The following is a 25,741-nucleotide window of genomic DNA, read 5'->3' as shown; positions in this document are numbered from 1 at the left end:
GGATATAACAAAACTACTTCACGGGAGAGAAGTAAATGTCTGAGGGCACACAAGTCGGTGGCATAGGCAACGCCGCTGCAACAACCAGTCCATCCTTCCTAGGCGGTGCAATGATCATCGCCGGAACCGCGGTCGGCGCTGGTATGTTTTCCGTTCCAACCGTCAGCGCTGGCATGTGGAGTATCTGGGCGATCTTTGCGCTGGCCTTTACCTGGTTCTGTATGCTGCATTCCGGTCTTATGATCCTGGAAACAAACCTGAATTACCCGGTCGGCTCCAGCTTCGACACGATGGTGAAAGACACCCTTGGGAATGGGTGGAACACCATCAACAATATCGCCGTAGCGTTCGTTGGCTACATTCTCTGCTACGCGTATATCTCTGGTGGCGGTTCCATCGTGGTGCATACGCTGGATGCAACAGTTGGCGTTGCTCCTCCGCAGATGATTGCAGGCCTGATCTTCGCGCTGGGTCTTGCGTTCTTCGTCTGGTGGTCCACCAAAGCCGTTGACCGCATTACAACAATTCTGCTCGGTGGCATGATCATCACGTTCTTCATGTCCGTGACAGGCTACACCTTCAACATGAAGGCCGCCGTGTTCTTTGACAGCGACAATGGTATGGGGCTGGGGAGCTACTTCCCGTACCTGTTCGCAGCAATGCCATTCTGTCTGGCATCCTTCGGTTATCACCACAACGTACCAAGCCTGATGAAGTACTATGGCAAGGAGCCTAAGAAGATTCTGCTCTGCCTTGGTACAGGCACTTTCCTCGCACTGGTACTTTACATTGTCTGGCTGTTCGCCACATTGGGCAATATCTCACGAGCTGATTTTGGTCCGATCATTGAACAGGGCGGTAACATCGGCGTACTGGTGGAAGCTCTTGGCCGTGCAGTAGAAAATACCTCTGCATCCAACATGTTGTCCGCATTTGGCAACATGGCTGTGGCGAGCTCCTTCCTGGGCGTTGCGCTTGGTCTGTTCGACTTCCTTGCAGACTTCCTGAAGTTTGATGACAGCCAGGCAGGTCGTGCGAAAACCGCTGCAGTAACCTTCGTACCTCCGCTGATCGGTGGCATCTTCTTCCCGGATGGTTTCATCATCGCGATTGGTTACGCTGGCCTTGCAGCGACCGTCTGGACTGCGATCGTTCCAGCCCTGATGGTGCGCGTCAGCCGCAAGAAGTTCGGTAATCCTCAGTTCCGTGTCTGGGGTGGCGAGGCATTGGTCTGGGTGGTCTTTGGTTTCGGCATTCTGGTTGCCGTCAGCCATGTGCTTGGAATGTTCAACGCACTTCCAGTTTACCCATAGCGCCGAGAATGGCTTTACGCTCTGCTGAGGCTCGCAAATGTGAGCCTCAGTTTAAACGAGGAAATTGAAATGAAAGGCATACTCTCCATCCAATCCCACGTGACATACGGCCATGCTGGCAACGGCTGTGCTGTATTTCCAATGCAACGCATGGGACACGAAGTCTGGGCGATCAACACAGTCCAGTTTTCAAACCACACCCAGCACCCGCAAGGTTGGACCGGACAGGCCCATGATGCCAAGCAAATCTCTGAAATCTTTGAGGGACTTGCGAAGCTGAATGTTCTTTCTCAGATCAAAGGTATTGTAACAGGGTACCTTGGAGGCCCTTCTCATTGTGATGTTATTGTCGACATCGTGCAGGAAGTTCGCCGTCACAACCCTGATTGTCTCTATTTCTGTGATCCGGTGATGGGCGCACCTGATAAAGGCTGCATCGTCAGCGAAGGTGTGGCTGAACTGCTGGTCAGCAAAGTGATGCCGATTGCTGATGTGATCGTGCCGAACCAGTTCGAGCTCTCACAGTTCATTGGCGAGCCGGTTGAAACGCTGGAGCAAGCCAAACAAGCCTGTGCTAAGGCTATGGAAAAAGGACCGAAAATGGTTCTGGCCAAGCACCTGCACAGCGTCTCTGATGAAGCTTTCACCATGACGTTCGCCAATGCGCAAGGCAGCTATCTGGCTCAGCGCCCGCATTTGCCGTTTGAGCGCCAGCCAGTTGGTGTTGGCGATCTGATCACATCTGTATTTGCCGCTGGTTATCTGAATGGGCTTTCTGAAGTAGAAGCGTTCCAGCACTGTAACAACGCGGTATACGGCGTGCTTAAAACCACGCAGGAAAAAGGCGAATGGGAGCTGCAAACTATTGCTGCTCAACAGGAATTCGTCTCACCATCCGAACAGTTCGACTTAATAAGCCTATAAAACAGGAAAAACAATGACAGCTATCGATACCTCCAAAGCACCTGCAGCAATTGGCCCTTATGTTCAAGGTGTTAACCTTGGCCAGATGGTGATCACCTCCGGTCAGTTGCCGATCAACCCGGAAACCGGTGAGATGCCTGCTGATGTTGCCGAGCAGACTCTTCAGTCCCTGAAGAACGGCCTGGCGATTGTTGAAGAAGCAGGCCTTGCTGCGAAAAACATCAAGAAGACAACTGTTTTCGTGAAAGACCTCAACGACTTTGGTCGCGTGAACGAGGTCTATGGCAAGTTCTTTGAAGACAATAATGCACCGTTCCCAGCACGCTCCTGCGTGGAAGTTGCACGTCTTCCAAAAGATGCTCTGGTAGAGATCGAAATGATCGCCTGCCCATAATCGGGTAGGATTTCCCCTGCAATGCTCGTGGTCCAAAGCGAGCATTGCCCTCATGTGGTGATTTTGAAACGTCTCATAGTTTCAATAGGTTGTATATTCCTCTCAATAATTTAACCGCATAAATTGCAGTATTTACCTCCCCTCATCGTCCTGCGTTTAAACTGCAATAGCTAAATCCGGCGGCTACTCCAACGCTTGCGAATACGGCAGTGTCGACATGTGAAAACATGTTTGCACATATCTGGCTGGTTGGAGTTCCTTGTTGCATCTGCGCTACTACTGGCTGTCGCCGGGTGCTCGGAAATTCCAGGACATGGCCCAAGCGCTTATCAGGTTGAAACGGCAACCTCGCAGAGTGATGAGCAATCCCTGAGCTATGTCATGTTAGATGTAGATGTGCCGACGATCCAGCACTTATCCAATTACGCCAGTAACTTACCTCCCAAAGAGTTCCGCGTTGGCAAAGGCAAACGGAGTACAATCCGTGTTGGTGTTGGCGATCAGCTCTCCGTCGGGATCTGGGAGTCCATTCCCAATGGCCTGTTCTCCACGCAAGGTCAGAAACGAACGGAACTTGGCCTTGTCGTGGATGATAAGGGCAAGATTTACGTGCCCTATGTTGGCGAGCTGAATGTAGAGAACAAAACAATCTCTGAGGTGCGTGAGCTGATCCTTGCTGGTTTGGAGGGGAAGGCCGTTGACCCGCAAGTGGTTGTAAACCTTCAGGCTAATGGGTCACACAAAGTGATCGTGATCGGCGATGTGGCTCGGCCCGGCCAGTTCCGCGTGCATGAAGATGGGCTGAGTCTGGTCGAGGCGATCTCGGAGGCTGGGGGGACAAGGAACCCGGATTACGAGTCGTTCGTCACCGTTGTGCGGGATGATAAGAAGTTCCGGTTTGGGCTGGATGATATTGCAGAGCAACCGGCCAACAACATCTGGCTAAGACCGAAAGATATCGTCTCCATTACGCACCAGCCGAAGTCCTTTACGGTATTCGGGGCTGTGGTCGCCCGACGCAAACATGACTTCCCGTCCTCACGATTGAATCTGTCAGAAGCCATTGGAATGTCTGGTGGTTTGCATGATGGAACTGCGGATGCGACGGGTGTGTTCCTGTTCCGGTTTGAGGATCGGCAGAAGATGATGCCGCTGCTTCCGCCGCATGAGCAGCACAATGAGTTTGAAACTGTTCCCGTTGTTTATCGTCTCAACCTGAAAGAACCCAGTGGGTTGTTCCTGACGCAAGCCTTTGAGATCAAAGACAAAGATGTGATCTATGTTGCCAACTCCTCTGTGTCGGAGGTCAACAAGTTCATCAGTATCCTCGTTTCCCCGGTCACCGGAACGTTGCGTTCAGGCGTAGCGCTGGCTGGCATGCCTTAGCAACCAACTGGTCGCTATCAATTGATTTTGCTGAGTTATTTACTGTACGCGACTGTTTCGAAACGAAAATTTTGGACACTTTGCACTCTGGCATTACCCTGAAAAATAGAGGAATTTATCGATAGAGGCGGTTGGGCAATATCCTCTCCGGTCCTCCTGTTCAGAGGCGTTGAGGGGGCGGCCTCTGCATCAGCTTTGCGGTAAAGTGCTGATGTAATTGAATTCTTCGCGATGAGCCGATCGCGCGGAAGGTAACGATCAAGGGCGTTTTCACCTTAACATTTGCTTCCACAGCAGAAATGCCTTTGATCGTTTCATCTACGCAGTGCGTACTTCAAAGTAATACGACAAAAATCGTTAGAGTTTATGCTGCCACTCTCTTAGAACGAAGGTCGTGTGCATAGAATCTACATAAGGTAACTTGCTGATGCGGAATCTAGCTGATTCCAATGCTTCCTGTGAGATTGCCTCTACCATCACGATCATATCGGTGGTTGGAGAGGAAACAGTCCAACAGCCCTTCACTTCCTCCCATTTTTTGACGTGGTCAAACAGTGTTTCGCAGGCTGGTTCTGTCAGATGAACGTGGAAGAAACTCTTCAACGTGCCAGTGTTTCTGACATCAGTATCCTCTAAGTCAACCGTAAATCTCTTAATGATACCAGCATCATAAAGCCGGTCGATCTTTGTCTTTACGTTGGTTCTGGATGTGCCGATCTTCTGGGCAATCTCTGTGAGAGACTGCCGCGCGTTCTCCTGCAAAAGAGAAAGGATCTTCCGTTCTGTATCGCTTAGATTTTGCATGTTCTCGGGTAAAGTAAATCATTGAAGTCCAAAATTGATGCGACAGTATAATTATTAGTTTTTTGGTGCAATCAGCTAGTTGTCTAATGTATTTTGAGATAGATCAATAAGTATAGTCTTTAGCAGTCTAACCTGATTTTCATCAGTCTTCTTTTCGCCAGTCGCTTCGAAACCAAAATCCAGCAGCCTTTGGTCCTGCGGATAAGTTGAACCGCATCCGGCATGAATCTCAGTAAAGTCAGCAGCTTGCAGGATCTCTGGGGCCGTCTTCGCGTTGATACCTGAGCCCGGCATGACAGAAAGGTGCCCGGCTGCTGCGTGATGCATCGCTGCCAAACTCTCAATCCCATCAAGTGCTTTGTGAGCACCGCCGGAACTGAGGATGCGTTCGAAGCCAAGGTCCATCGCGGTTTCTGTTGCTTCCACCAGATCAGGTGCCAAATCAATAACCCGGTGGAGGGTCAATCCAAGCCCTGCTGAGTGATCTATCAGCTTTTCCAATAGGTTAGCGTCAAGTGCGCTGCTATGTTGGTTTGCGCCGAGGACGACGCCGGCCAAGTTGGTATTACGAACTGCATCGATTTCCCGCTTCATCTGGTCCACTTCCTGCGGGGAAAAGATGAAGTTACCCCCGCGCGGGCGGATCATGGCGTAGACCGGGATGGGGGCTTGGGCAGCCAGTTCCATCAGACCGACGGAGGGCGTTAGTCCTCCCATGGCAAGGCATGAGCACAGCTCAATCCTGTCAGCGCCACCGGCAACAGCGGCGTTCAGTCCGGCAATGCTGTCGACACAGACTTCCAGCTTCATGACAGCGCCTCCACCTGCCCCGCGAGCAGGTCTTCTGCAAGGATTGCTTTGCGCTTTTCCGGTTGGCCCAGCTCAGGTGTCCAGACCCAATAGACGATCTCCTCATCACAGCACACATTGACCACGCGGTGTTTGCCCGCAGCATCAATGGCATGGATCACCACACCGCCAATATAGCCGCTCTCCAGCTCCTGCAGTTCAGAGATCGCCAGCCGCAACGCATCATCCAGTGAGATGCCCAGTTTCATGGCTAGCACCACAGTGCGGGCTGTGCCACAGCGCATGGTCATTTCGCCGGTGTGTGTACAGGCCGCCGCGCCATATCGGCTGTCCGCATAAAAGCCTGCACCGGGGATCGGAGAGTCCCCTACCCGTCCAGGATACTTCCAGGCCCAACCGGATGTTGACGTGGCCGTGCAGATGTTGTTCCCGCCGTCTTTGCAAAGGAATACGGTGGTGTCGCGCACCTTTTCCGGATCGGTGATGGCCTTGGTGAGAGGGGCAAGATCCGTGTTGGGGAATGCAGCCTTTTGCTCCTCGCTCATCACCTCCTCCAGCTTGCGCCACCAGACTTTTTTACTGTGGTCCAGAAGCGCAGGATCTTTGGCAAACCCCAGCTCATCGGCATAACGTCGTGCGCCCTCACCCACCAACATGGTGTGAGGCAGATTATCCAGCACGGCCTTTGCCAGTCGTGTGACTTCCAGCGTCATCGGCACACCAGCCACAGCGCCATAATCCCGTGTGGTGCCATTCATGACGCTGGCGTCGAACTCCATATCTCCCAGAAGGTTGGGCCAGCCGCCATAGCCTACACTGCGCACCTTGGTTTCCGCTTCCACCAGAGACAGCCCGGGCACCAACGCATCCAGCCCATGTGCTCCGTTTTGCAGGTGGTCCGCCGTGGTGCCAATGCCCGGCCAGCTTTCAGAATTTCCAAGTACAATCATTGCGCCGCTCAAAACTTATCAGAGAATAAATCACAGCAACTCTTCGGCGCACCACGCGCCTTGTCAATGCTACCAATCCGGCGCTCAGGGCTGCCTCTCATATGAATATGCTGAGAGGTGAACTGCTAACATGCTGAATTAAATGATATATCTGATATGAAAATTGGTAGCACCTAAATCTGTGAGCGTTTGCGTTGTTTTGTGCGTTCCTTTGAAAGCTTTTGCGTTTTCCTGCGTTGCTATGTTTCCACTCGCAAATCGCGCCATGTTTGAATAATGGCAGCCGTTAAGCCGATAGCTTTGTACCAGTTCACAATGGGAACGCTGTAGGCATGGACCAGTTGACCAAGGTACTGGGTGATCAATTGACCTGTTGCTTCTTGGATTGGTCCTTCACCCACTGAATGTACTCTTGCATCTCTTGATCGTGCTTGTCGCTGCAGAAGAGATTCCAGAGCAGAAACTTTCGCCGAGCACGCAATCCGGCAATAAACAGGTCAATTGCCAATGCGCATATCCAAAGGAAGACTGGCATAACAACAATCAAAAACAGAATGTTCTTCAGAACCAAGTCGTTTTCGAAGTCGGTGAAGAAGGATGCAACCAGGCCGGTAGCGAAGTTATAGGCAATGAATGCTGCGAAGACACAACACACAGATACCATCGCTCGCATTGGTCCTTTGTTGGCGAATTGTAAAAGAGCTCCGCAAACTCCCCAGAGCTTTAGAGCGCTCATGATTTTGTAATAAAAAGTCTTTTTAACAAGCCAACGCCACATCATAAAAGCCTACAGAAAATCACAAAATAAAATCGATAAGGACCATAACGCCTTATCCGTTGTTTGCAAGAGATGAACAGCCGGAGGTTGAGCTTAAGCCGCTCAGTGTCCTCCCCCTCAGTTCAGCGTTGCCCCGTTCAGTGTGGCGAGCCAGTTGGCGAAGATGCCGCTGGAGGTGCGTAGTTGTTGGTCGTGTCCGGCGGCGGCGTCCATCAGGATGTCGCGGGGTGAGACGCCGTAGTGCTCTTTGAAGCTTCGGGTGAAGCTGGAGGCGTGGGAGAAGCCGCAGCTCTCGGCAATCTGCTGAACCTTCACCACCTCGGTTCCGGTGTGCAGCAGTTTGCGCATGGCGTGTTTCATGCGGATGTAGCGCAGAAAGGCGACGAACCCACCCATGGGCTCAAACAGCCGATAGAGCGTTGTACGGGAAATGTTGAGGTGCTTTGCCACCTCAGTGCTGTTGAGCCGCGGGTTGGAATAGGTGCGGCTGATGTACTCCGCAGCTTGTAAAAAGCGCGCTGCGTTTTGGCTGTTCTCATCAAGAGCGAATGAGACGCATGGGCCGTTGTTCATCTGGTTGGCAACAAGCTTGGCGATGCACTCCACAATGGGTGCAACGTCTTCATCTGTCAGATCCCCTAGCTGACCGCGTAACAGCTGCATCATGCTGATCACCGTATTGGCTGAACCGCCAATGGCCGGGATGCATAAGGTGGGATAGGTGCGGTCGCCATGCAAAAACGGAGCAAGGGTCGCCCGTGGTAGTGCAAGTGTCATCTGCTTGTAAGAGCTGTGCTCCACCACAAACGGTTCTGCCATATCCTGAATGATGAGCTGACCCGGTTCAATGTCCACGCTGTGTCTGCCCATGTGGGTGATGCAGTTGTGGGTGTGGTCGTAAAACTGCACGAACACCGCGTCCATTCCATCGCGTGCGATGCGTTGGCTGGAGCGGATGAACCTGTGCGGGGTTGCGTTGATGGTTGCGACAAACCCGCTCTCAAAGCGGGATCCGCGTACCCCTGCACCAAAGGCCTCTGGTGAAGCGCTGCTGGAGGAGAGACACACCTCGCCAGACGCTTCTGCCACGCCCTCGCGCCATTCTTCCCAGTTGATGCTGGGCCGGTAGATCACCTCGGGTTTCAGGTTCTTCATTGAGTTCTTCGGTTCAACAGACATTCTACTCGATACTATACTGCAACTCATGCAAGGCAATTCCAGTCTGCACTCAAAATATTCCTGAAGGCTGGAGAACGAAGGAGCTTCGGTCCCGATTGAGAAAGAGACCTGCGAGGCCACTCCGTTCTGTCAGTTTGTGTCCCCTCCCGTTGAAAAGGATGCAATACGGGCATTGCTTCCGTGGTCCTGCTTATGGTTGGAGGCAAGGCGGTGGTCTGCAATGTGTAGCGGGTTAACTCTGACAGGAACGTGTTCACTCCAGCCTTCAGATGACCAAGCTTCAGGAATGCGATCCCCGAGTTTTGGCCATGAAAAAGAATTCTGAAAAAGAATGCAGTGCTGATCATCAGATCATGACACCGAAAACATAGTCACCGTCATGTCACCCCATCCATAATGCCACAGTGTGAGTATCCTCCCGAAGGACCTGCAGTAAAACAAGGGCATGAAACAAATTGCTAAAACAAAGCTGTGCTTTGAAACGCTGAGTTAAAAGAAACGGATGGCAGGTTAGAAGATGGTCACTAAAGATCGAATCGATTTTTAATTATGTGCTGTATCCGCCATGCATTGTCAGCAACCGGATGGCCTTCCTTGCGTAATTTTGAAAACGGTAGCAGGCTTGTCCGTGCTGCAAAATGCCAAAAGGCGAGCTCGTGGGCCCGCCTTTGAGTTGTCTTGTACTGGTGGAGATTAAGCGCTGACACGAGCGGCCAGCTTGGCGTCTTCTTCCAGCATTTTATCCAGTCGCGCTTTTTTGATGGCCGGGTTCAGTTCCGGGTCCAGCGCATGGGCCAGCAAGGTGGCTTTGGAGGCGATGATATCCTCATCACTGACGACAGCCAGCCCGTGGAACACGAAGGGGCGCAGATACGTCATGCCGGTCAACAGGGCGGTCTGCTGGAAGGGCTTGAGCAGCTCGTCCATGCTGAAGTTGTTGTACCCCCCTGCGTGGTAGCTGTCCTCAGGGCCTCCCGTGGAAATCGCCAGCACCAGCTCCTTGCCTGCAAGCTTGTTGCCGCCGGGGCCATACGCAAAGCCGTAGGAGAGGACCTGATCCATCCATGCTTTCAGGACTGGCGGCGCGGAGTACCAGTAGAATGGAAACTGGAAGACGATGCGGTCGTGGGCAAGCAGGAGGTCCTGCTGTTCTGCCAGGTTAAAGCTCAGGGTCGGGCCGCCGATAGCAGTCAGGTCAAGCAGCGTGACCTCGGATGCCTGAGAAAAGGCGTGAAACCAGTGACGGTTGATACGGGAGCGGGTCAGGTCTGGGTGTGCGGTAAGAACAAGCGTTTTCATGGCAGGGCCTTCGTTGTTTTGAAACTGCTCCCTTTGTAATTCATCTGCCTAATGCTATTAATATCCAGAATATTGACTTGATAGATGTATGAGATCGCATAATGAGATTGCCGTTGGCGATGCTGGAAACGTTCAACGCCATTGCTGAAAATGGCAGTTTGAAGGGTGCGGCCACTGCGTTGGGCTTGAAACCGTCAACGGTCAGCCATCAACTTAAAACGCTGGAACAGCACCTTGGGACGGCTCTGTTCATCCGTACCACTCGCTCTGTCACGCTCACGGATGCCGGGCGGGCCTTGCAAAGTGGAGCTGCGCCTGCGTTTGACTTGCTGCAGCACGCGGTTGAGGACGCCCAGCAACACGGCAGCAGCGCACGCGGTCACCTGAAGCTCACTCTGCCGGAGTTTGTGTTTCACAGCTATCTGGCGGACTTGCTGCCAAGCTTTCGCAAGAAATATCCTGATATCGAGCTGGAACTGGTGCTGAGCGATGCCATCGTTGACATCGTCAAGGAGGGCCTGCACGGTGGGTTTCGGCTGGGAGGTCTGATCGCGCAGGATATGGTTGGGCTGCGCGTCTCCGGTCCGCAGCATCTGGCGGTTTTGGGCAGCACGGCTTATTTGGAGGCCAACGGCGTGCCGCAGGTGCCGGAAGACCTGCTGCATCACACCTGCATTCACTACCGGTTTCAAACCTCAAAGCAGATCGCCCCCTGGGCCTTTGAGGTGAATGGCAACCGTGTTGAGATTGATGTTCGCAACGGACTGATCGTCAACACCCTGCCCGCCCAGCTGCAACTCATGGAACAGGGCATGGGGCTGGTACTCACCTTCCGCGATTACGCGCTGATGCAATGCAATGAAAGTAATGTGCAACTGATGCTTCAGGACTACCTGAAACCGCTTGAGCCGATCTACCTTTTCTACCCCCGCGAATACAAAGAAATGCTCCCCCTCCGCCTCTTCATTGAGCACATCAAGGCGCATCGGCAGATCTGATCCCCTCAGCTCTTTGTTACCGGTGCCTTGTAGGGCGGGACTTGTCGTAGGACCATGCCGTGTTTTTGGTCGGCTTTGTAGCCGAGGCTTTCATAGAAGCCTTTGGCGCTGCGGTGCTTTCCGGTGAGGAGCATGATTTTGTAGGCGTTGGCTTGCCAGGCCTCGTTGCGCAGGGTGTCCATGACCATGCGGCCAAAACCTCGGCCCCGGTAGGCTTGCAGGGTCACCACATTCTCAACAAGGCAGTACGGGCGGCCATCAAAGGTCATGTTGGGCAGAATGTGGAGCGTGGCGCAGGAGACGATCTGGTCGTAAATCTCCAACCCGAACACCATGGTGCCGTCGTGGTCCAGAAGCTTGGCGAAGTGGGCACGCCCCTCCTCTCCGCGTGCCAGCGGAACACCTTCTGTCAGCTCATGCAGGAGGCCGAGATAATCCTCATAGTCGTCAATGGTCAGGCGGCGGACGATGATGGTGGGCGAGAGGACTGACATAACGGGACTCACTTAAAATGTGCAGCATGAAATATACGGGAAGTTTACCGCGAAGTTTTCCTGAGTCCCAGTCTCTCTCTATTGAGATTTGCTGCAAGCGGTTGCCACAGCGCGGGCGATGACCTGCTCTTCGTTGGTGGGGATGATCAGCACCCGCACCCGTCCGGTGCCGATTTCCGGTGCGTTGGCCTTGTTCTTTTCCTGATCAATGGTGATGCCCAAAAACTCCAGCGGTTCGCACACGTTGGAGCGCACCCGTGCGGAGTTTTCGCCCACGCCTGCACTAAAGATGAGCGCGTCGATGCCTTCCAGACTGGCGGCCATGGCGCCGACTTCCCGGCGGATCTGGTAGCTGTAGTAGTTGATGGCCTGTTTGGCGAACAGCTCTTCGGAATGCTCCAGCACGCGCATATCGGAAGATTCTTCAGACAAACCCAGCAGGCCACTGCGACGGTAGATGATGCTCTCGATCTCTTCCGGTGACAGCTCTTTTTCCTGCATCAGGTAGAGCATCACACCCGGATCCAGCCGCCCGCAGCGTGTGCCCATGGGCAAGCCATCCACGGCGGAAAAGCTGGTGCTGGCGTTGATGGAGCGTCCGTCCTCCACGGCACACATGGAAGCGCCATTGCCCAGATGAGCGATCACAAGTCGTCCGCGTGCCACATCAGGATATTTCCGGCGCACCTCGCTGCAGATGTAATCAAAGGAAAGCCCGTGGAAGCCGTAACGCCGCACGCCTTCCTCATAAAAATGGCGTGGGATGGCAAAGGCGTCATTGGGGAAGGTGTGACCGGCATGGAAGGCGGTATCAAAACAGCCGATTTGCAGCACGCCCGGAAACACCTGCTTGGCCGCGCGGATGGTTGCCAGACTGTAAGGCTGGTGCAGCGGGGCCAGCGGGATCAGTTGTTCCAGCTCCTGCAGCACTTCAGAGGTCAGCTCTGTTGGCTTATAAAACGCATTGCCGCCATGGACGATGCGGTGGCCAATGCCAACCACGGATTTGCCCTTCAGATGGGGTTCCACACGGGTGAAGATGGAAACAACGGCACCGGCATGGTCAACATGACCCAGATCTTCCACGATCTGCTCGGTTGAGGTCTGCATTTTCAGACGGGCTTGAGGGCCAAGACGCTCAATAATGCCGGAGATGAAAAGCTCCGGTTCTGCTGCCGCTTTGTAAAGCGCGAATTTGATGGAGGACGATCCGGTATTGAGCGTAAAATAAAAACTCATGCTTTCTGGCTCGCAGCGTAAAGAAGCGCAACAGCGCAAGACATCAAACGGGCTTTGTCGTCATCGGCACGGCTGGTGAGGATCACCGGACACCGGGCACCCATCACAACGCCGCACACCTGAGCATGGGCAACAAAGGCCAGTTCCTTGGCTAGCATATTGCCAGATTCCAGATTGGGCACAACCAGTACATCTGCCCTCCCTGCAACCAAGGAGGTGATGCCCTTGGTGACCGCTGCATCAATGTCGATGGCGTTGTCCATGGCCAGCGGTCCGTCAACAATCCCGCCCTTGATCTGGCCGCGTTCTGCCATTTTAGAAAGGATCGCTGCATCAAGGGTGGAAGGGATCTTGGTGTTCACCGTTTCCACGGCTGAAAGAATGCCCACCTTGGGCTGCTGCTGCCCCAGAGCCTGTGCCAGATTGATGGCGTTTTGAACAATGTCCACCTTGGCTTCCAGATCTGGCGAGATGTTGATGGCCGCATCGCTGATGAAGAGCAGATGATCCAGCCCAGGAACGTCCATCACAAACACATGGCTGAGGCGGTTGTCTGTGCGCAGGCCAATGTCCCGCTTCACGATCTGGGCAAGCAGCACATCCGTGTGCAGCTGGCCCTTCATGATCGCCTGCGCCTTGCCCTCACGCACCATGGCCACCGCCTGCGCAGCGGCTTGTGTGTGGCCTGCCACATCAAGGATTGTGCAGTGGGCCAGATCCTTTCCAAGCCGTTCAGCAGCATCCTCGATCTTATTCCGATCCCCGATCAGGATTGGCTCAATTAAGGTGTTTTCCGCCGCCAGCAATGCGCCGCCCAGAGACTTACGGTCTTCCGGCGCCACAACGGCGGTGATGAGCGGTGGCAACGGGCGAGCGAGGTCCAGCAAGCGCTCAAAGTGCTCGTAACTGCGCACGGTCAGTCCCGGCAGGCTGACAGCCTTGGCGATCTTGCTGGTGCGCGGGGCGATAACTTCCGCCTCTCCCTCCACGATCATCTGACCATCAGCGCGTTCCACGGTGGTTTGCAGTTTCACCACATAATCCGGCAGCTTCTCGGTTACCTTAACCCGTGCTGTCAGGTGGTCCCCTTCATAAGCCCGGCCCAGAAAACGCAGGTTCTGGCTCCTATAAAGCGTGCCCGGCCCGGGCATCTGGTTGCCCAGCACAGCGGAGATCAGGCTGGCGACCCACAGTGAGGGCGCAACGCCCTCAAAGTCCCCTTCCCCCTCGCGGTCTTCCTTGGGCAGGTGGATGGGGTTGAGGTCGCCGGAGGCATGGGCGGAAACATAGAAGTCATCAGCAGAACAGGTCCGCTCATAGGTGGCTTCCATGCCCACTTCGATCTGATCATACGGCGTGTTCTTGTAGGTCGTTGTCATCTCCTCAACTACCCCCACTTGAGCGTTTTCTTCAGGCAATGCCACAGTTCCAGCGAGTTGGGCGCCATGTCTTCCTCGTTGCCGATGATGTAGGTCACCGCCTTGTAGGCGAAGGTTTTGTCCTTCTCGTTCTTCAGCAACAGTGGCAGGGCGTTGTAGCCCGCCTCCATCTCAAACCGTGCAATCAGCGTCTGGTCGTGAATGAGGAAGTTGCGCTCTTTCGGGTCCATGGACTTGAACGGCGCCCATGTGGTCAGCACCTCGTTGAAGCGCTCCAGCTTTTCGCCGCGCACCTCGGTGCGGGTATCAGCAATCATCAGTACAATGCGCACGATGGCTGCAGCAGCCCCGCCTTTTTCGATCTTCTTCAGGGCGTTTTGAATGCTGGCCAGACTGTGCAGGTCCTGCATTGGCACCTTAGGTCTGCGGAAGGACAAGGCCTTGCCGTATTCCACCGCTTGGGGAGAGGCCCAGAAGGTGAGGAAGCTGTTTTCAATCATCGCTTCGCGCATATCTTTCAGCGCATCCCAACCGTACTCGATGCTGTCCGCCACCATCTCTTCCCAATAGTGGAAGGGCGTTTTAGCCATGTTGGGCTTGTGGTTCTGCTTCACCGCAGCGGCTGCCATGGTGGGCCAGAACATGAAAGGGTTGGTGGAGGCAAACGCGCCGTTGGCGAGCCGCATAGGGTGCAGATCTCGCGTGACTTCCGCTGTTTGTGAGCTGTTCATGGTTTTCAGCACCGGGCCGATGGTGCTGTCGTACATGTCTTCCCAGCTTTCCGAGAAACGGGCGACACCGGCAAAGGCTTTTTCCTCGTCGCGCTCGCCGGTTTCCAGCAGCATTTCATCGATGGTTTTGCGAGCAAAACTCACCTTGAACTTGGCATCGCAGCCTTTGCCCTTCTGCTCTTCAATCTGCAGCTTGTAGAGCCCCGGAGGCATGGCCTCGATGGTCTTCAAGGTAGACGCCACCTGCGTGTGTTCCCGCTTGGCGACGCTAGAGGACACGAAGATGCCCAGATGCCCGACCTGATCATGAAGCATGTAAAGGATACGCTGGCCAAGGATCTCGATCTCCGCGTCATCCGTGTAGGTATCCGCGATCCAGTTGAGGGCCTGATCGGGCGGTGTGATGTTATCGCCGTAAGAGGAAAAGACGATGATCGGTGACTTGATGGTCTTCAGATCAATAGGTCGTCCGGGCTCCAGAAACGCTTCGTTCTTGGCCAGCTTGTTGCCGATGAAGAGGTTGTCCAGAATCCAGCGGAACTCCTCCTCGGTCATGTAATAAAAGCCGTTCCACCACTTCTGGAACTCCAGATAGCGCTCTTCGCCGCTGTCGATACTGGTGTAAAGGTCATAGTACTTGCGGAACCAGTTGCGGCCCGGGTTCAGCATCTCAAAGTTCTGCACCAGATTGGCGCCGTCAAACACGCCATTGCCCAGATCTGCAGAGAGCAGAGCCGGCACGATGCCGCCGGTCAGGCCTGCGGAGTAGCGCATGGGGTCCTGCCCCATCTTGCCGCTCCAGTAGGACATGGGCGCTCCGTTGAGCACGATCGGTCCCACCAGATCCGGATAAACCGCCGCCAGAATGGCCGTCGCCCATCCACCCTGACAGTTGCCCACCACGATGGGTTTCGGGCTGTCCGGGTGACGTGAGATGATCTCCCGCAGGAATGCCGCCTCCGCATGGGTGACATGCGACAGTTCCTGATGCGGTTCTGGCATCGGGTGGAAGGCGACGAAGTACACTGGATGGCCGCCGCGCAGGGCAACACCCACCTGACTGTCATCCTTAAAGCCACCGATGCCTGCACCGTGTCCAGCGCGCGGATCAATGATCACATAGGGGCGCTTCCAGTCAAACACCTCCATCCCTTCGGGCGGAATGATCTTCAACAGCATGTAGTTGCAGGGCCGTGGCAGGTTTCGCCCCTCCACGATGACCTCATAATCATAGACGAGTACCGGAGGGCAGCCCTTGGCCATGTGGTCAAAATATGTGTCGCTGCTTTCGCGCAGGGCATCCATGGTCAGGATCGCCCGTTCGCTGGACTCCTTCAGATAATGGGTCCAGGCATCCATGACCTTCTTGGGCGTGTCATACGGTGCCCAGGAGGCGGCCAGCGCTTCGCCTTTGATCTTGGACTTCTCCTGCTTTTTCTGGAAGTCCTTCATCAGGCGGGTGGAGCGCCGTGAGTTGGCAACCTGCAAAAACTGGTTTTGCTGCGCAAGTGCCTCAAAGTACTGGGCCGTGCGCTGGGTAAAGAGTTCTATTTGCATAATCTACCTCGGTGCCTGCCTAGCCAATGATGCGGTAACCGCCGTCAATGGGGTGAACCACACCCGTGATGTTGCGGGCTTCATCACTGGCCAGAAAGGCGGCATAAGCGCCAATGTCTTCAATGCTTGCGAGTTTTCGTGTGGGCGCGCGCTCGGTGGCGTCTGCCAGCATTTCGTCAAAGCTGGCGATGCCGCTTGCAGCGCGTGTGGCCAACGGGCCGGGAGACAGCGCGTTGACGGAAATCCCCTTCTGGCCCAGCTCAGCCGCCACATACCGTGTGGTGCTTTCCAGCGCGGCTTTCACCGGACCCATGATGTTGTAGTGGCTGATCACCTTTTCCGAGCCGTGGAAGGTCACGGTCATCACGCTGGAGCCCGGCGGCATCAGCGGTTCGGATTTGCGGATCAGGCGCAGGAAAGAATGCACGGAAATGTCCATGGCCACGCCAAACCCTTCTGCCGAGCAATCCACCACCCGGCCATGCAGGTCGGCCTGCGGGCAAAAGGCGATGGAGTGGAGCAGAACATCCAGCGTGCCCCAGACCTTCTCGATCTGCTCATACAGGGCATCCACCTGCTCGGGCTGGGTCACATCCAGCGGCGCAAAAATGGCGGCGTTGGCTTCTTCTGCCAGCGGGGCCACATGCTTTTTTGCTTTGTCATTCAGGTATGTAAGTGCCAGTTCCGCACCTTGAGCCTTCATGGCTTTGGCGCATCCCCATGCAATGGACTGGCTGTTCGCCACCCCAACAATAAGGGCTTTCTTGCCCTTCAATGAAAACATGTGGCCGTTACCCTACTCGTTGAACCCGGTGATTGGAAAGGAAAACAACAAGACTAGAAATAGCTATACAGGAGAAATAAGGAAAACCAAGGTGCGAAATCTAGTAAATGAAATGGCTATTCGGAATATTCAAAGAGTGACTATTTATGTAACTAAGTAGTTTTGTAATAAAATTAGATTTTCTGCTGTTTAGGTGGCGTTGTTGGAACGTAACGCTCATCAATGGCCTGTGTCGCGTCCTCCATCTTTTTTACCGCTACAATCTGAGAGAGTGCCTGTCAGCACAGACCTGAAAAGCCAAAGCTTTTAAGAGGATTCATAAAAGCGTGGACCGGGCCTGTTTCTACAGTTTCCGGCGGAATGTTATTCGTAAAGTGATGGTGCTCGCATGACCGGATCAAATCTATCTGTTTCAAACTCCCAGCCGCCTGCCCCGCAGCCTAATGTGGCTCAGTATGCCGATGTCGTGCCGCCAAAGCCGAGCGAACGTATCGTTGAATACTCGCTCAACTATGTGACGAAGAAAACTGCTCAGCACGAGGCTGTCCTGGGCGAGATCAAGCGTGAGCTCAACTCCTACTTCAGCACTGAAGTGACTGAGAAGGTGGTAGATCACTTCCTTTCCACCAAACCTCATCTGCCAAAATCCAGTGTGCTTGCGACCCTGCTTCATGTGCCAAGCAAGGCCTCTCAGCAGGCGCAGGAAAAAGTGGCAGCGCTGTTTGAGGAAGCACATGCCTACGGCACCCGGCTGACGCTGGAAACCTTTTTTGAAGGGGCTGCGATCCCTGATGACCCAAAGAAGGCTGCTGAAGTACTGACAGCTCGCATCGTTGAACTTGCCAAGACAGCGGATGCAGATGGTATTTCCAGCCTTGTTCGATCCCTGAGCTTCCTCGGTGGTTCTGATGACGCTGTTTTGAAAGAAGCCGTGCCGATTGCGCTTAAAGCTGTGCATTCCACGCTGGTTTATCCTGAAAGCGTTCGCACCCAGAATGCAGCACAAGGCGGCGAAGTGGCCCGCGTGCCGGGTGAGGTTACCACCCATCTTCTGGCGTTGATCAGAGATGAGGCCCAAAGCCCGGATCTGGACCCGGCAACTGCGGACCTGTTGGCTGAAGTTGATGGCTATGTGAAGGATCAGGTGCTGGGCCATAGGATCTCTGTACCGGAAACCCGCGAACTGTTGACCGTGGTTGGGGACAGGCTGGAAGAGATTGGCTTCAAGAACCTTGCTGACCAGACCAAGGTGCTGCAGAGCCAGTTGGGCAAAAGCGATAACCCACCGCTGACCCGCCTGCATGATGCGATTTACTCCCGTGTGCTCGACAGTACGTTTATTGCCGATCTGGTGGAAGATACCCCGCAGCCGGTGATGGATTCAGCACAGCTAGTGAAAGACGGCCTGCGAGATGTGATCTCCATCCAGACCCCACGGGTGCAGAACCAGACTGCGATGACAATGCATAAGATGATGGCAGGCAATGAGCGCTTCTGGATGCCTGAATGCCCAGAACTGATGGAGTTCGTGCAAGGTCCCCGTCAGGATGCACTGACCAATCTGGACAAGTTCCTGAGTGCCCCAACCCGCAACGGATATGACGCCATTGCCGTCCCGATGCTGGTTGTGAAAGGCACCGTTGCCCTGCATGCTCTGCTGACCAAAACAGTGCCTGAAGACCGCCAGCCGCTCGTCATGAACGGTAAAAAAGTTGCGGACCTGCCGGCTTATGTGAAGGTGGCAAACAAGGCCTATCAGGGGATTTGCAAGGAAGCCAACCGCACCAACGCGCCGGAAGATCCAGACCTGAAACGAGAAGATCGCCCTAAGGTGGGCCGCACGGACACGCCAAAGAGTGCGCATGCTGGGATTACGCTTGGCTATCAACCCGGCAGTGTCACGTTTGAGGGTGACCCAGATAAGATCCCAAGTACGCACCCGGCGGATGTGAACCTGCCCAAACTGCAGGAGCCGAGCAAGTCGCAGGTGGAAGCCCTGTCTCGCGGCATTCCGTTTGCCTCCGGTGTGTCCGGATCTACCAACCTGAACTTGCACTTTCTGCACTATCTCCGGCACACCTCCCCAAACCCGGATCTGATCCCGGATTCCAAAGACTACATGGTCGCCAACACCATGTTCCTGAATTTTGATGGCGGTCACTCAATCCACGAGGCCCTTTGGGTCGGGCAGGAGTTGGATGGCACGCTGGGGCTTGATCTTGGCCTCGCCCGTGCGAAGCCGGATGGAACACAGATAGAATCCTCCAGCTATGTCTCTGACCTTAATGAGTTTATCGAGCTTTACGATGGAACCGAGACCGGTGAAGCCTTGGAGCGCGCCAAGGAAAGCGCTTTTGATGCCACGCTGGATTACTTTGACGAGCACAGTTATGCCGCCGGTAAAACCGTTGGTGAAGCCTGAGGCCATGTAAGGAAAGAAAAATGAAATACGCTGCAACACTCCTTGCCGAGCTGGGCGAAAAGATCGGCCTGCCAAACCTTGAGCTGGATGAGGAAGGGCTTTGCTCTTTTGAAGTGGAAGACGAGTTTACGCTCACTCTGGGTGCAAACAATCAGGATGAAGTGATCCTGTTTGCTCTTCTGCCAGACATCCAGAAAGACAAGCGTGAGGCCGGATATCGCTTGCTGCTTCAGGCCAACCTGCTGGGCAAAGGCACTGGTGACGCGGTTCTGGCAATGACAGAAGGTGACAATCAACCGGCGCTAAACTCGCGATTTTCCGCTCAAAACCTCGCGGTTCAGCAGCTGGAAGAGAAGCTCGACACCTTCATCAAACTGGTGAAGCTCTGGCGCGCAACCCTTCAGTCTCTCAATGCGTCAGAGACTGAAAGCACGCAAGACCTCCACCTTTCCAATGATGCTTGGCTGCGTGCATAACACCTGAACGGACACTCCTAAACCACCGAGCGGGACAGCGCCTGCTCTGTGATCTGGTTGCAGATTTTTTCTGCGATCAGAGGGGCGAGGATGACGCCGGGGTGACTGCCTGCGACGAAGGCGTTGGTAAAGCCGTTGATGGGGCGGGCCAGAGGCTCAGCTGAGTGGCTGGCGGGGCGCTGACCGACCTGAATGGACAGCAGCTCCACCTGACCAGCGCTGGTGAAGGTGTCTTTGACGGCCTGCACCAGCCGCGCGCCCATACGCTCCAGCTCGGCGGGATCATCCGTTTCCGGTGGATTTTCGGCCATTGCGAAGTTGCCCAGACCAAGGCTGCGCATCTCGATATCTGGCGTTAGCAGCACAGGGGTGTACTCTGGCAGTTCTGCGCTGATTTCGATATACGTGGCTGGTGAGGTGTAAAGGCCGTGCTCCGGCTCATATGGAGCGATCAGACCACCATTGCGGCCACCAGTTGCCAGTACGGTGAAGTCGCTGGCAAAGAGCTCGTCATTCATGCGGATGCCGTTGCAGGTATGGTCGGTGACATCCAGTGCACTCACTGAGCTATTCAGCACCACCTCTCCGCCCAGACGGGTCAGAGCATCAACCAGCTTTTCGATAACTTTAGGCGGGTACCAGCAGACATCATCTTCTGAATAGGCTGCAAACTCTGGCGGATTGGTGAGCGCGGGCAAAAGGTCCTGAAGTTCCTGCTTGCTCATGAGGCGCGTGCGGGTACCTGCCTGCCGTTGACGGTCAATCAGGTCCTGCGTTTCTTCCGGTGTTGCGCGCCAGACGATGGCGCCGTTGTTGGCGCCAAACAGAGCGCCGTCAAACTCAGCATTCAGTGTCTTGTAGCGCGCCATGCCATCGGTCAGCAGGGGGAACAGCTCTGGGCTCTCGATAGGATCATTGGCGATATGGCCAATCCAGCCAAAGGAAGTACGTGAGACATCTCCGCCCACACAGTGGTTTGCATCAAACAAAGTAACCTTGAAACCCAGACGCGCGAGCTTGTACGCGATCATTGCTCCGGTGATGCCGGCGCCGACCACGTTAACGCTTAAATTATGCATAAATGCCTCAGTTCAGAACATGAACCGGTCAGCACGGACATGCTGAACGGCAGGAAAAATCAAAGAAATGGCTATGCCCAAACCTAGCCAACCGACTCGCTCTGCGGAACCGCTCTCCTGAAAAATAAGAGGGTAGTGATATATTTGCAGCGCCTAATATAGGTAAGCTGCCAAACTTTCTAAGCTACTGATTAGGTGGGGTTAATGGAGGTTGGTTGCTTAGAGCCGCAAGCCATTAGGCTATTTTTCGTGAAAAAATGCTTGAAATTTTCATACCCCTTCATGAAAATATCCTGGAATTTTTCACGGAATCATGAGTCATGACAGTTGGCAGCACATTGGGGGAAGATCTGAAGGCGCTCCGCACCTCACGTGGGATGACGTTGGAAGAGGTTGCGAGGAAGATGGGCCGGTCTGTGGGCTGGCTGTCTCAGGTGGAGCGGGATAAGTCTACACCGCGCCATACGGATCTGAAGCAGTTTGCTGAGGTGTTTGGTGTTCAGCTTTCCTTGTTCTTTGGAGATGCAGACGCACCGGAAAATGAGCAAGGTCGGGTTGTACGCTCCGGCAACCGCCGTGTGATTGGCGAGCGGGATAAGGGCCTTCTGGAGACGCTCGTTTCTCCGGACCTGACCGACAGTTTTGAGATGATCCACTCCACGTTTCAGCCCAGCTCTAACCGCAGTGAGGCGATCACGCGGCCAACGCAGGAGGTGGCTTATATGGTCTCCGGTAAGCTGGATGTGTGGATTGGCGAGGACATGTTCACGGTGGCGGCGGGCGACAGCTTTCGCATCAAGGAAACGTCTTACCGCTGGTCCAATCCCTACACAGAACCTGCCGTGGCCATCTGGGTGATCTCACCGCCGGTTTATTAAAAGCCGTGCCGGATCTCCGGCGCAGCTTCAGCATTCGATTTCTAAAAAAGAATAATACCCGCCTCACAGAGAAAAGCGGGAGAGGACTACCTGATGGATTTATAGTTTTTGGGAGGAAGTGCGCATGTCTATTCCGGATACAGCGCGGGTTGTGATTATCGGCGGCGGTGTTGTTGGCGTTTCCACGCTGTATCATCTGGCCAAAATGGGCTGGAGCGACTGCGTTCTTTTGGAAAAGAACGAGCTGACGGCAGGGTCCACATGGCATGCGGCGGGCAACTGCCCCAACTTCGCCACCAGCTACGCGGTGATGAACATGCAGCGCTACGGACTGGAGCTGTATCGCGGGCTGGCGGAAGAGGTCAACTACCCCATCAACTACCACGTGACAGGCGCCATCCGGCTGGCACATAGCCATGAACGGATGATGGAGTTTGAGCACGTGGCCGCCATGGCCGAGCATATGGGTTTGTCCATGGACATGTGCACCCCGGATCAACTGCAGGAGCACTTCCCCTTCATGGAAGTTCATGATCTGGAAGGCGGGCTTTGGGATCCGCTGGATGGCGATATTGATCCTGCGCAGGTGACACAGGCCCTTGCCAAAGGTGCACGTGATCTGGGTGCCCGCATCCTGCGCTTTACGCCTGCCACGGGCGTGCGCCGTGAAGGCGGCGAATGGATTGTCTGCACCGAAGCGGGCGAGATCCGCTGCGAATATGTGGTCAATGCGGCTGGCTATTATGCCGCCCGTGTGGGCGAATGGTTTGAGCCTTATGGCGGGCGCAGCGTGCCGACCATCACCATGAGCCACCAGTACTTCATGACGGAAGCGATCCCAGAAGTGGAAGCCTGGACCAAACAGCATGGCCGTAAACTGCCTATGCTGCGAGACCCGGACACCTCCTACTATCTGCGGCAAGAGACGGGCGGGTTCAATCTGGGGCCGTATGAGCGTGCTTGCCGGACGGCATGGACAACACCGGATGATCCGATGCCGGAGGACTTCAGCTTCCAGCTTTATCCGGATGATCTGGAGCGGCTGGAGTTTTACATTGAAGACGCCATGGCGCGTGTGCCTTTGCTGGGAACGCAAGGGGTGAAACGCAACATCAACGGGCCTATTCCCTACGCCCCTGATGGTCTGCCCATGATTGGCCCTATGCCCGGTGTGCCCAATGCGTTTGAGGCCCATTCCTTCACCTTCGGCATTGCGCAGGGCGGCGGCGCTGGCAAGGTGGCAGCGGAATGGATCGTCAACGGCCAGACTGAGTGGGACATGTGGGCCGTCGATCCACGACGCTACACCGATTACACTGACAAGCAGTACTGCATCGATAAAGCGAAGGAAGTGTATGGCCACGAATACGCCATGCACTTCCCGCATCACGAATGGCCTGCTGGGCGGGACCGTAAACTCTCTCCCAACCACACCAAACTGCTGGAGCTTGGCGGACAGATGGGTGCCTACAACGGCTGGGAGCGCGCCAACTGGTTTGCAAAGGCGGGCGATGACACCTCTGAAGAGGCAACCCAAACCTGGGCCCGCTCCGGCCCGTGGGAGCAGCGGGTGCGTGAGGAATGCGAAGCAGTACGTGACTATGTCGGCGTGCTGGATCTGCCAGGGTTTTCAAGGTTCAAACTCTCCGGCGAAGGTGCCGCTGAGTGGCTGCGGGAGCAGATTGCCGGTGCCCTGCCGAAAGTTGGCCGCATGACACTTGGCTATTTCCCAGATGAGCGCGGGCGGGTGTTGACGGAAATGTCGATCCTGCGGCATGGGGCGGATGAGTTCACGCTGATCACCGCAGCTCTGGCCCAGTGGCATGACTTTGAGCTGCTGAATGCTCGTTTACCGGAAGGATTATTGTTGGAAGATCAGACGCGGGATGTCACAACTCTGATTGTCACCGGCCCTCAATCCCGTCAGTTGCTTGCAGGCATGACAGAGGCGGACCTTTCCCTCAGTTGGCTTAGCCTTCAGCAGGCGATGGTTCTTGGAAAGCAAGCGCTTCTGGTGCGCGTGTCGTTTGCCGGAGAGCTAGGCTGGGAAATCCACGCCAGCAATGAGGATATGCCTGAGATCTACGAGGCTCTTCTTGGTTCTGGTGCGAAACCCTTCGGCATGTATGCGCTTAATACCTTGCGACTGGAGAAAGGTTATCGAAGCTGGAAAGGTGATCTTTCAACGGACTACACGCTGTTTGAGGCTGGGCTGGACCGGTTCGTGAAGCTCAATAAACCGCAAAACTTCCCCGGCAAAGCTACCTTGCTGAAGGAGGCGGCGGATGGTGTGAAGCGTCGCTTCGTGACCATGATTGTGGAGGCTGGCGACTGCGATGCACAGTATATGTCCACCATTTGGCAGGGAGATCAGATGGTTGGTGAAGTCACCTCCGGCGGCTGGGGCTACCGCATCAATGCCTCCATCGCGCTTGGGGTGGTGCACGCTGATCTGGGTGAACCGGGAACTGAGCTGACCATTAAGATCTACGGCAAGCCCCACAAAGCCGTTGTTCAACCCGATGGCCCGCTGTGGGACCCGGAAAATGTACGCCTGAGAGATCAGGGTGAGGGGAAAGATGCTGATCCAGACCAGAGCACCTCTCTTCAAACGGTGTGAGCGCGTCACCTGAAACGAAAAACCGGCATCCGTCGTGTTCCCGCTTCATCGCAAGCAGAACACGACGGATGCCGCGGTCCCCTGCTCCCTGTTTGCTCTGAAGTTGGTGATGCCGTTTGGAGCACCGTTACGCCTCTTCTGCCTTGCTGCGCAGATTAAGGTATTGATGATATTAGTGAAGTTGCTTCTCTGGATGTATTGGTGTCTGGATTGTTTGAGTTGATATTGGCTGTTGTTGCGGTGCAATAATATTTATAGGTGATGTGGAAAAATTATATTTATAAATATTGAATTATCGAACATAGAATAACTCATGGTAACTTAAATTATCTCCAGATATGCGTGTTGATAACTAAGTATTCAGTCATATTTAATTGTATGTCAGACATGGATTAGGCTAGTCCTATCATTCTGCTCTTTTGATGAGGCTGAAGCGCGATGGTGTCCACATACACGCAGGATCTGCGAGATCAGATAACTGAGGAACTGGCTCGCCAGCTGTTTTCGGCGGAACTGAAACCGGGTGACTTCCTGCCAAAGGAACTGGAACTGACGGAACAGTTTGGTGTCAGCCGTGCCACCATGCGCAGTGCGCTGGCCACTTTCACCAACCACGGCATCATCGAGCGCATCTCCGGCTTCGGCACCCGCGTCAAAGACTATCAGGACTGGAACATCCTCTCCCCGCAAGTGGCCACGTGGATTGCGCAGTATGGCGGCAACACGCTCATCTTCGCCCGTGAGATTTTCCGTTTCCGCACGTCTGTGGAACCCTTCATCGCCATGGAAGCTGCCCGTCGTGCCACAGCCAAGGATCTGATGAAGATCGAAGCGGCATGGAACGGCATGTATGCGGCCATGCAGAAGGATGATCTGATCTATCGCGGCAAGCACTTTCAGCAGTACGATACTCAGTTTCATGAGGCGATCTATCAGGCCTCGCACAATCTGGTCTGGGTGCAGATCGGACGCAGCACCATGCCTGCCGTTTTCTTTCTGATCAAGAAAACCACCGAAGCTGTCCAGGAGTTGAGTGACAGTCTGGAACGCCACCGCCATCTGCTGGAAGCCATCCGCCTGCGGGATGCAGAAGCGGCCCGCAAAGCCTCCGTGCGCATCATCGACCGCGCGGCCTATGATCTTGACCTGAGTGATCTGAACGAAGAGATCCGCGAGAACTCGTTGGCCAACGTGGTGATGCAGAACGAACGTGACCGCCTCACCTCTGATTGAGCACCTCATCCTTA

22 protein-coding genes are annotated in these 25,741 nt (G+C 54.7%); 10 read left to right on the top strand and 12 right to left on the bottom strand.

From position 1 onward, the window contains the following. The first annotated feature begins 35 nt into the window (after positions 1-35). The 4 genes from mtr to PSE_RS24930 all read left to right on the top strand — a co-directional run bounded on the left by mtr (position 36) and on the right by PSE_RS24930 (position 4,017). Complete coding sequence (mtr, locus tag PSE_RS24945) at positions 36-1,313, top strand: tryptophan permease (protein ID WP_014290171.1); 1,278 nt, start codon at positions 36-38, stop codon at positions 1,311-1,313. A gap of 69 nt (positions 1,314-1,382) precedes the next feature. Continuing rightward, positions 1,383-2,237 (top strand): pyridoxal kinase PdxY, encoded by an 855-nt coding sequence (pdxY, locus tag PSE_RS24940; RefSeq protein ID WP_041769184.1) that lies wholly within the window; start codon positions 1,383-1,385, stop codon positions 2,235-2,237. Between the two features lie 13 nt (positions 2,238-2,250). Next, positions 2,251-2,631: a RidA family protein gene (locus tag PSE_RS24935; RefSeq protein ID WP_008551223.1), complete on the top strand. Its 381-nt coding sequence runs from the start codon at positions 2,251-2,253 to the stop codon at positions 2,629-2,631. Between the two features lie 219 nt (positions 2,632-2,850). After that, positions 2,851-4,017 (top strand): polysaccharide biosynthesis/export family protein, encoded by a 1,167-nt coding sequence (locus PSE_RS24930; RefSeq protein ID WP_008551254.1) that lies wholly within the window; start codon positions 2,851-2,853, stop codon positions 4,015-4,017. 357 nt (positions 4,018-4,374) lie between these two features. Here the strand turns inward: PSE_RS24930 and PSE_RS24925 are convergent, their stop codons facing one another. From PSE_RS24925 to PSE_RS24900, 6 genes are all read right to left on the bottom strand, one after another. Beyond that, positions 4,375-4,821: an Lrp/AsnC family transcriptional regulator gene (locus PSE_RS24925; protein ID WP_014290169.1), complete on the bottom strand. Its 447-nt coding sequence runs from the start codon at positions 4,819-4,821 to the stop codon at positions 4,375-4,377. Positions 4,822-4,896: 75 nt separating this feature from the next. Then, positions 4,897-5,631, bottom strand: a complete 735-nt coding sequence (locus PSE_RS24920) for a copper homeostasis protein CutC (protein ID WP_014290168.1) — start codon at positions 5,629-5,631, stop codon at positions 4,897-4,899. Continuing rightward, the gene (locus PSE_RS24915; RefSeq protein WP_014290167.1) at positions 5,628-6,581 is read right to left on the bottom strand and encodes a N(4)-(beta-N-acetylglucosaminyl)-L-asparaginase; all 954 of its coding nucleotides are present in this window, start codon (positions 6,579-6,581) and stop codon (positions 5,628-5,630) included. Before PSE_RS24915 ends, PSE_RS24920 begins: the two co-directional genes overlap by 4 nt. Before the next feature lie 361 nt (positions 6,582-6,942). Then, positions 6,943-7,254 (bottom strand): hypothetical protein, encoded by a 312-nt coding sequence (locus PSE_RS24910; protein WP_148266287.1) that lies wholly within the window; start codon positions 7,252-7,254, stop codon positions 6,943-6,945. 222 nt (positions 7,255-7,476) lie between these two features. Continuing rightward, a complete protein-coding gene (locus PSE_RS24905) occupies positions 7,477-8,514 on the bottom strand; it encodes a helix-turn-helix domain-containing protein (RefSeq protein ID WP_148266286.1) in 1,038 nt (345 codons plus the stop codon). A 717-nt stretch (positions 8,515-9,231) separates the two neighbouring features. Then, positions 9,232-9,837, bottom strand: coding sequence for an NAD(P)H-dependent oxidoreductase (locus PSE_RS24900; protein WP_014290162.1), 606 nt, complete (start codon positions 9,835-9,837; stop codon positions 9,232-9,234). A gap of 101 nt (positions 9,838-9,938) precedes the next feature. Here PSE_RS24900 and PSE_RS24895 point away from each other — a divergent pair, with 101 nt between their 5' ends. Next, positions 9,939-10,835, top strand: coding sequence for a LysR family transcriptional regulator (locus tag PSE_RS24895; RefSeq protein WP_041769182.1), 897 nt, complete (start codon positions 9,939-9,941; stop codon positions 10,833-10,835). A gap of 5 nt (positions 10,836-10,840) precedes the next feature. On the opposite strand, the gene PSE_RS24890 is transcribed toward PSE_RS24895, so the two are convergent. The 5 genes from PSE_RS24890 to fabI form a co-directional block, all read right to left on the bottom strand. Beyond that, positions 10,841-11,329, bottom strand: coding sequence for a GNAT family N-acetyltransferase (locus PSE_RS24890; protein ID WP_014290160.1), 489 nt, complete (start codon positions 11,327-11,329; stop codon positions 10,841-10,843). A 78-nt stretch (positions 11,330-11,407) separates the two neighbouring features. Further along, positions 11,408-12,568, bottom strand: coding sequence for an acetate/propionate family kinase (locus PSE_RS24885; RefSeq protein WP_014290159.1), 1,161 nt, complete (start codon positions 12,566-12,568; stop codon positions 11,408-11,410). After that, positions 12,565-13,947 (bottom strand): bifunctional enoyl-CoA hydratase/phosphate acetyltransferase, encoded by a 1,383-nt coding sequence (locus PSE_RS24880; RefSeq protein WP_014290158.1) that lies wholly within the window; start codon positions 13,945-13,947, stop codon positions 12,565-12,567. Before PSE_RS24880 ends, PSE_RS24885 begins: the two co-directional genes overlap by 4 nt. An 8-nt stretch (positions 13,948-13,955) precedes the next feature. Next, on the bottom strand, positions 13,956-16,235 hold the full coding sequence (locus PSE_RS24875) for a DUF3141 domain-containing protein (RefSeq protein WP_014290157.1): 2,280 nt from the start codon (positions 16,233-16,235) through the stop codon (positions 13,956-13,958). 19 nt (positions 16,236-16,254) lie between these two features. After that, positions 16,255-17,019 (bottom strand): enoyl-ACP reductase FabI, encoded by a 765-nt coding sequence (fabI, locus tag PSE_RS24870; RefSeq protein WP_014290156.1) that lies wholly within the window; start codon positions 17,017-17,019, stop codon positions 16,255-16,257. 388 nt (positions 17,020-17,407) lie between these two features. Here fabI and PSE_RS24865 point away from each other — a divergent pair, with 388 nt between their 5' ends. Both PSE_RS24865 and PSE_RS24860 read left to right on the top strand, forming a co-directional pair. Beyond that, complete coding sequence (locus PSE_RS24865) at positions 17,408-19,441, top strand: hypothetical protein (RefSeq protein ID WP_014290155.1); 2,034 nt, start codon at positions 17,408-17,410, stop codon at positions 19,439-19,441. Between the two features lie 20 nt (positions 19,442-19,461). Beyond that, positions 19,462-19,917 (top strand): type III secretion system chaperone, encoded by a 456-nt coding sequence (locus PSE_RS24860; protein WP_014290154.1) that lies wholly within the window; start codon positions 19,462-19,464, stop codon positions 19,915-19,917. A 17-nt stretch (positions 19,918-19,934) separates the two neighbouring features. Here PSE_RS24860 and PSE_RS24855 read toward each other — a convergent pair whose 3' ends face one another. Beyond that, on the bottom strand, positions 19,935-20,996 hold the full coding sequence (locus PSE_RS24855) for an FAD-binding oxidoreductase (protein WP_041769181.1): 1,062 nt from the start codon (positions 20,994-20,996) through the stop codon (positions 19,935-19,937). 320 nt (positions 20,997-21,316) lie between these two features. Between PSE_RS24855 and PSE_RS24850 the strand changes: the two genes are divergently transcribed. The 3 genes from PSE_RS24850 to PSE_RS24840 all read left to right on the top strand — a co-directional run bounded on the left by PSE_RS24850 (position 21,317) and on the right by PSE_RS24840 (position 25,727). After that, positions 21,317-21,874, top strand: a complete 558-nt coding sequence (locus tag PSE_RS24850) for a helix-turn-helix domain-containing protein (protein WP_014290152.1) — start codon at positions 21,317-21,319, stop codon at positions 21,872-21,874. Positions 21,875-21,998: 124 nt separating this feature from the next. Then, positions 21,999-24,494 (top strand): FAD-dependent oxidoreductase, encoded by a 2,496-nt coding sequence (locus PSE_RS24845; protein WP_014290151.1) that lies wholly within the window; start codon positions 21,999-22,001, stop codon positions 24,492-24,494. 438 nt (positions 24,495-24,932) lie between these two features. Continuing rightward, positions 24,933-25,727: a FadR/GntR family transcriptional regulator gene (locus tag PSE_RS24840; protein ID WP_014290150.1), complete on the top strand. Its 795-nt coding sequence runs from the start codon at positions 24,933-24,935 to the stop codon at positions 25,725-25,727. The last annotated feature ends 14 nt before the right edge of the window (positions 25,728-25,741 follow it).

The sequence above is a fragment of the Pseudovibrio sp. FO-BEG1 genome, assembly GCF_000236645.1.
In the GTDB taxonomy this organism is placed as follows: domain Bacteria; phylum Pseudomonadota; class Alphaproteobacteria; order Rhizobiales; family Stappiaceae; genus Pseudovibrio.
The sequence above is the reverse complement of the archived record's forward strand: the minus strand, read 5'-3'. Positions and strand labels throughout refer to the sequence as shown.

Excerpts from the sequence above, each read along its gene's own strand:
- mtr (WP_014290171.1), top strand. The coding sequence starts at position 36 with ATGTCTGAGGGCACACAAGTCGGTGGCATAGGCAACGCCGCTGCAACA.
- pdxY (WP_041769184.1), top strand. The coding sequence starts at position 1,383 with ATGAAAGGCATACTCTCCATCCAATCCCACGTGACATACGGCCATGCT.
- PSE_RS24935 (WP_008551223.1), top strand. The coding sequence starts at position 2,251 with ATGACAGCTATCGATACCTCCAAAGCACCTGCAGCAATTGGCCCTTAT.
- PSE_RS24925 (WP_014290169.1), bottom strand. The coding sequence starts at position 4,821 with ATGCAAAATCTAAGCGATACAGAACGGAAGATCCTTTCTCTTTTGCAG.
- PSE_RS24920 (WP_014290168.1), bottom strand. The coding sequence starts at position 5,631 with ATGAAGCTGGAAGTCTGTGTCGACAGCATTGCCGGACTGAACGCCGCT.
- PSE_RS24915 (WP_014290167.1), bottom strand. The coding sequence starts at position 6,581 with ATGATTGTACTTGGAAATTCTGAAAGCTGGCCGGGCATTGGCACCACG.
- PSE_RS24910 (WP_148266287.1), bottom strand. The coding sequence starts at position 7,254 with ATGCGAGCGATGGTATCTGTGTGTTGTGTCTTCGCAGCATTCATTGCC.
- PSE_RS24905 (WP_148266286.1), bottom strand. The coding sequence starts at position 8,514 with ATGAAGAACCTGAAACCCGAGGTGATCTACCGGCCCAGCATCAACTGG.
- PSE_RS24900 (WP_014290162.1), bottom strand. The coding sequence starts at position 9,837 with ATGAAAACGCTTGTTCTTACCGCACACCCAGACCTGACCCGCTCCCGT.
- PSE_RS24895 (WP_041769182.1), top strand. The coding sequence starts at position 9,939 with ATGAGATTGCCGTTGGCGATGCTGGAAACGTTCAACGCCATTGCTGAA.
- PSE_RS24890 (WP_014290160.1), bottom strand. The coding sequence starts at position 11,329 with ATGTCAGTCCTCTCGCCCACCATCATCGTCCGCCGCCTGACCATTGAC.
- PSE_RS24885 (WP_014290159.1), bottom strand. The coding sequence starts at position 12,568 with ATGAGTTTTTATTTTACGCTCAATACCGGATCGTCCTCCATCAAATTC.
- PSE_RS24880 (WP_014290158.1), bottom strand. The coding sequence starts at position 13,947 with ATGACAACGACCTACAAGAACACGCCGTATGATCAGATCGAAGTGGGC.
- PSE_RS24875 (WP_014290157.1), bottom strand. The coding sequence starts at position 16,235 with ATGCAAATAGAACTCTTTACCCAGCGCACGGCCCAGTACTTTGAGGCA.
- fabI (WP_014290156.1), bottom strand. The coding sequence starts at position 17,019 with ATGTTTTCATTGAAGGGCAAGAAAGCCCTTATTGTTGGGGTGGCGAAC.
- PSE_RS24865 (WP_014290155.1), top strand. The coding sequence starts at position 17,408 with ATGACCGGATCAAATCTATCTGTTTCAAACTCCCAGCCGCCTGCCCCG.
- PSE_RS24860 (WP_014290154.1), top strand. The coding sequence starts at position 19,462 with ATGAAATACGCTGCAACACTCCTTGCCGAGCTGGGCGAAAAGATCGGC.
- PSE_RS24855 (WP_041769181.1), bottom strand. The coding sequence starts at position 20,996 with ATGCATAATTTAAGCGTTAACGTGGTCGGCGCCGGCATCACCGGAGCA.
- PSE_RS24850 (WP_014290152.1), top strand. The coding sequence starts at position 21,317 with ATGACAGTTGGCAGCACATTGGGGGAAGATCTGAAGGCGCTCCGCACC.
- PSE_RS24845 (WP_014290151.1), top strand. The coding sequence starts at position 21,999 with ATGTCTATTCCGGATACAGCGCGGGTTGTGATTATCGGCGGCGGTGTT.
- PSE_RS24840 (WP_014290150.1), top strand. The coding sequence starts at position 24,933 with ATGGTGTCCACATACACGCAGGATCTGCGAGATCAGATAACTGAGGAA.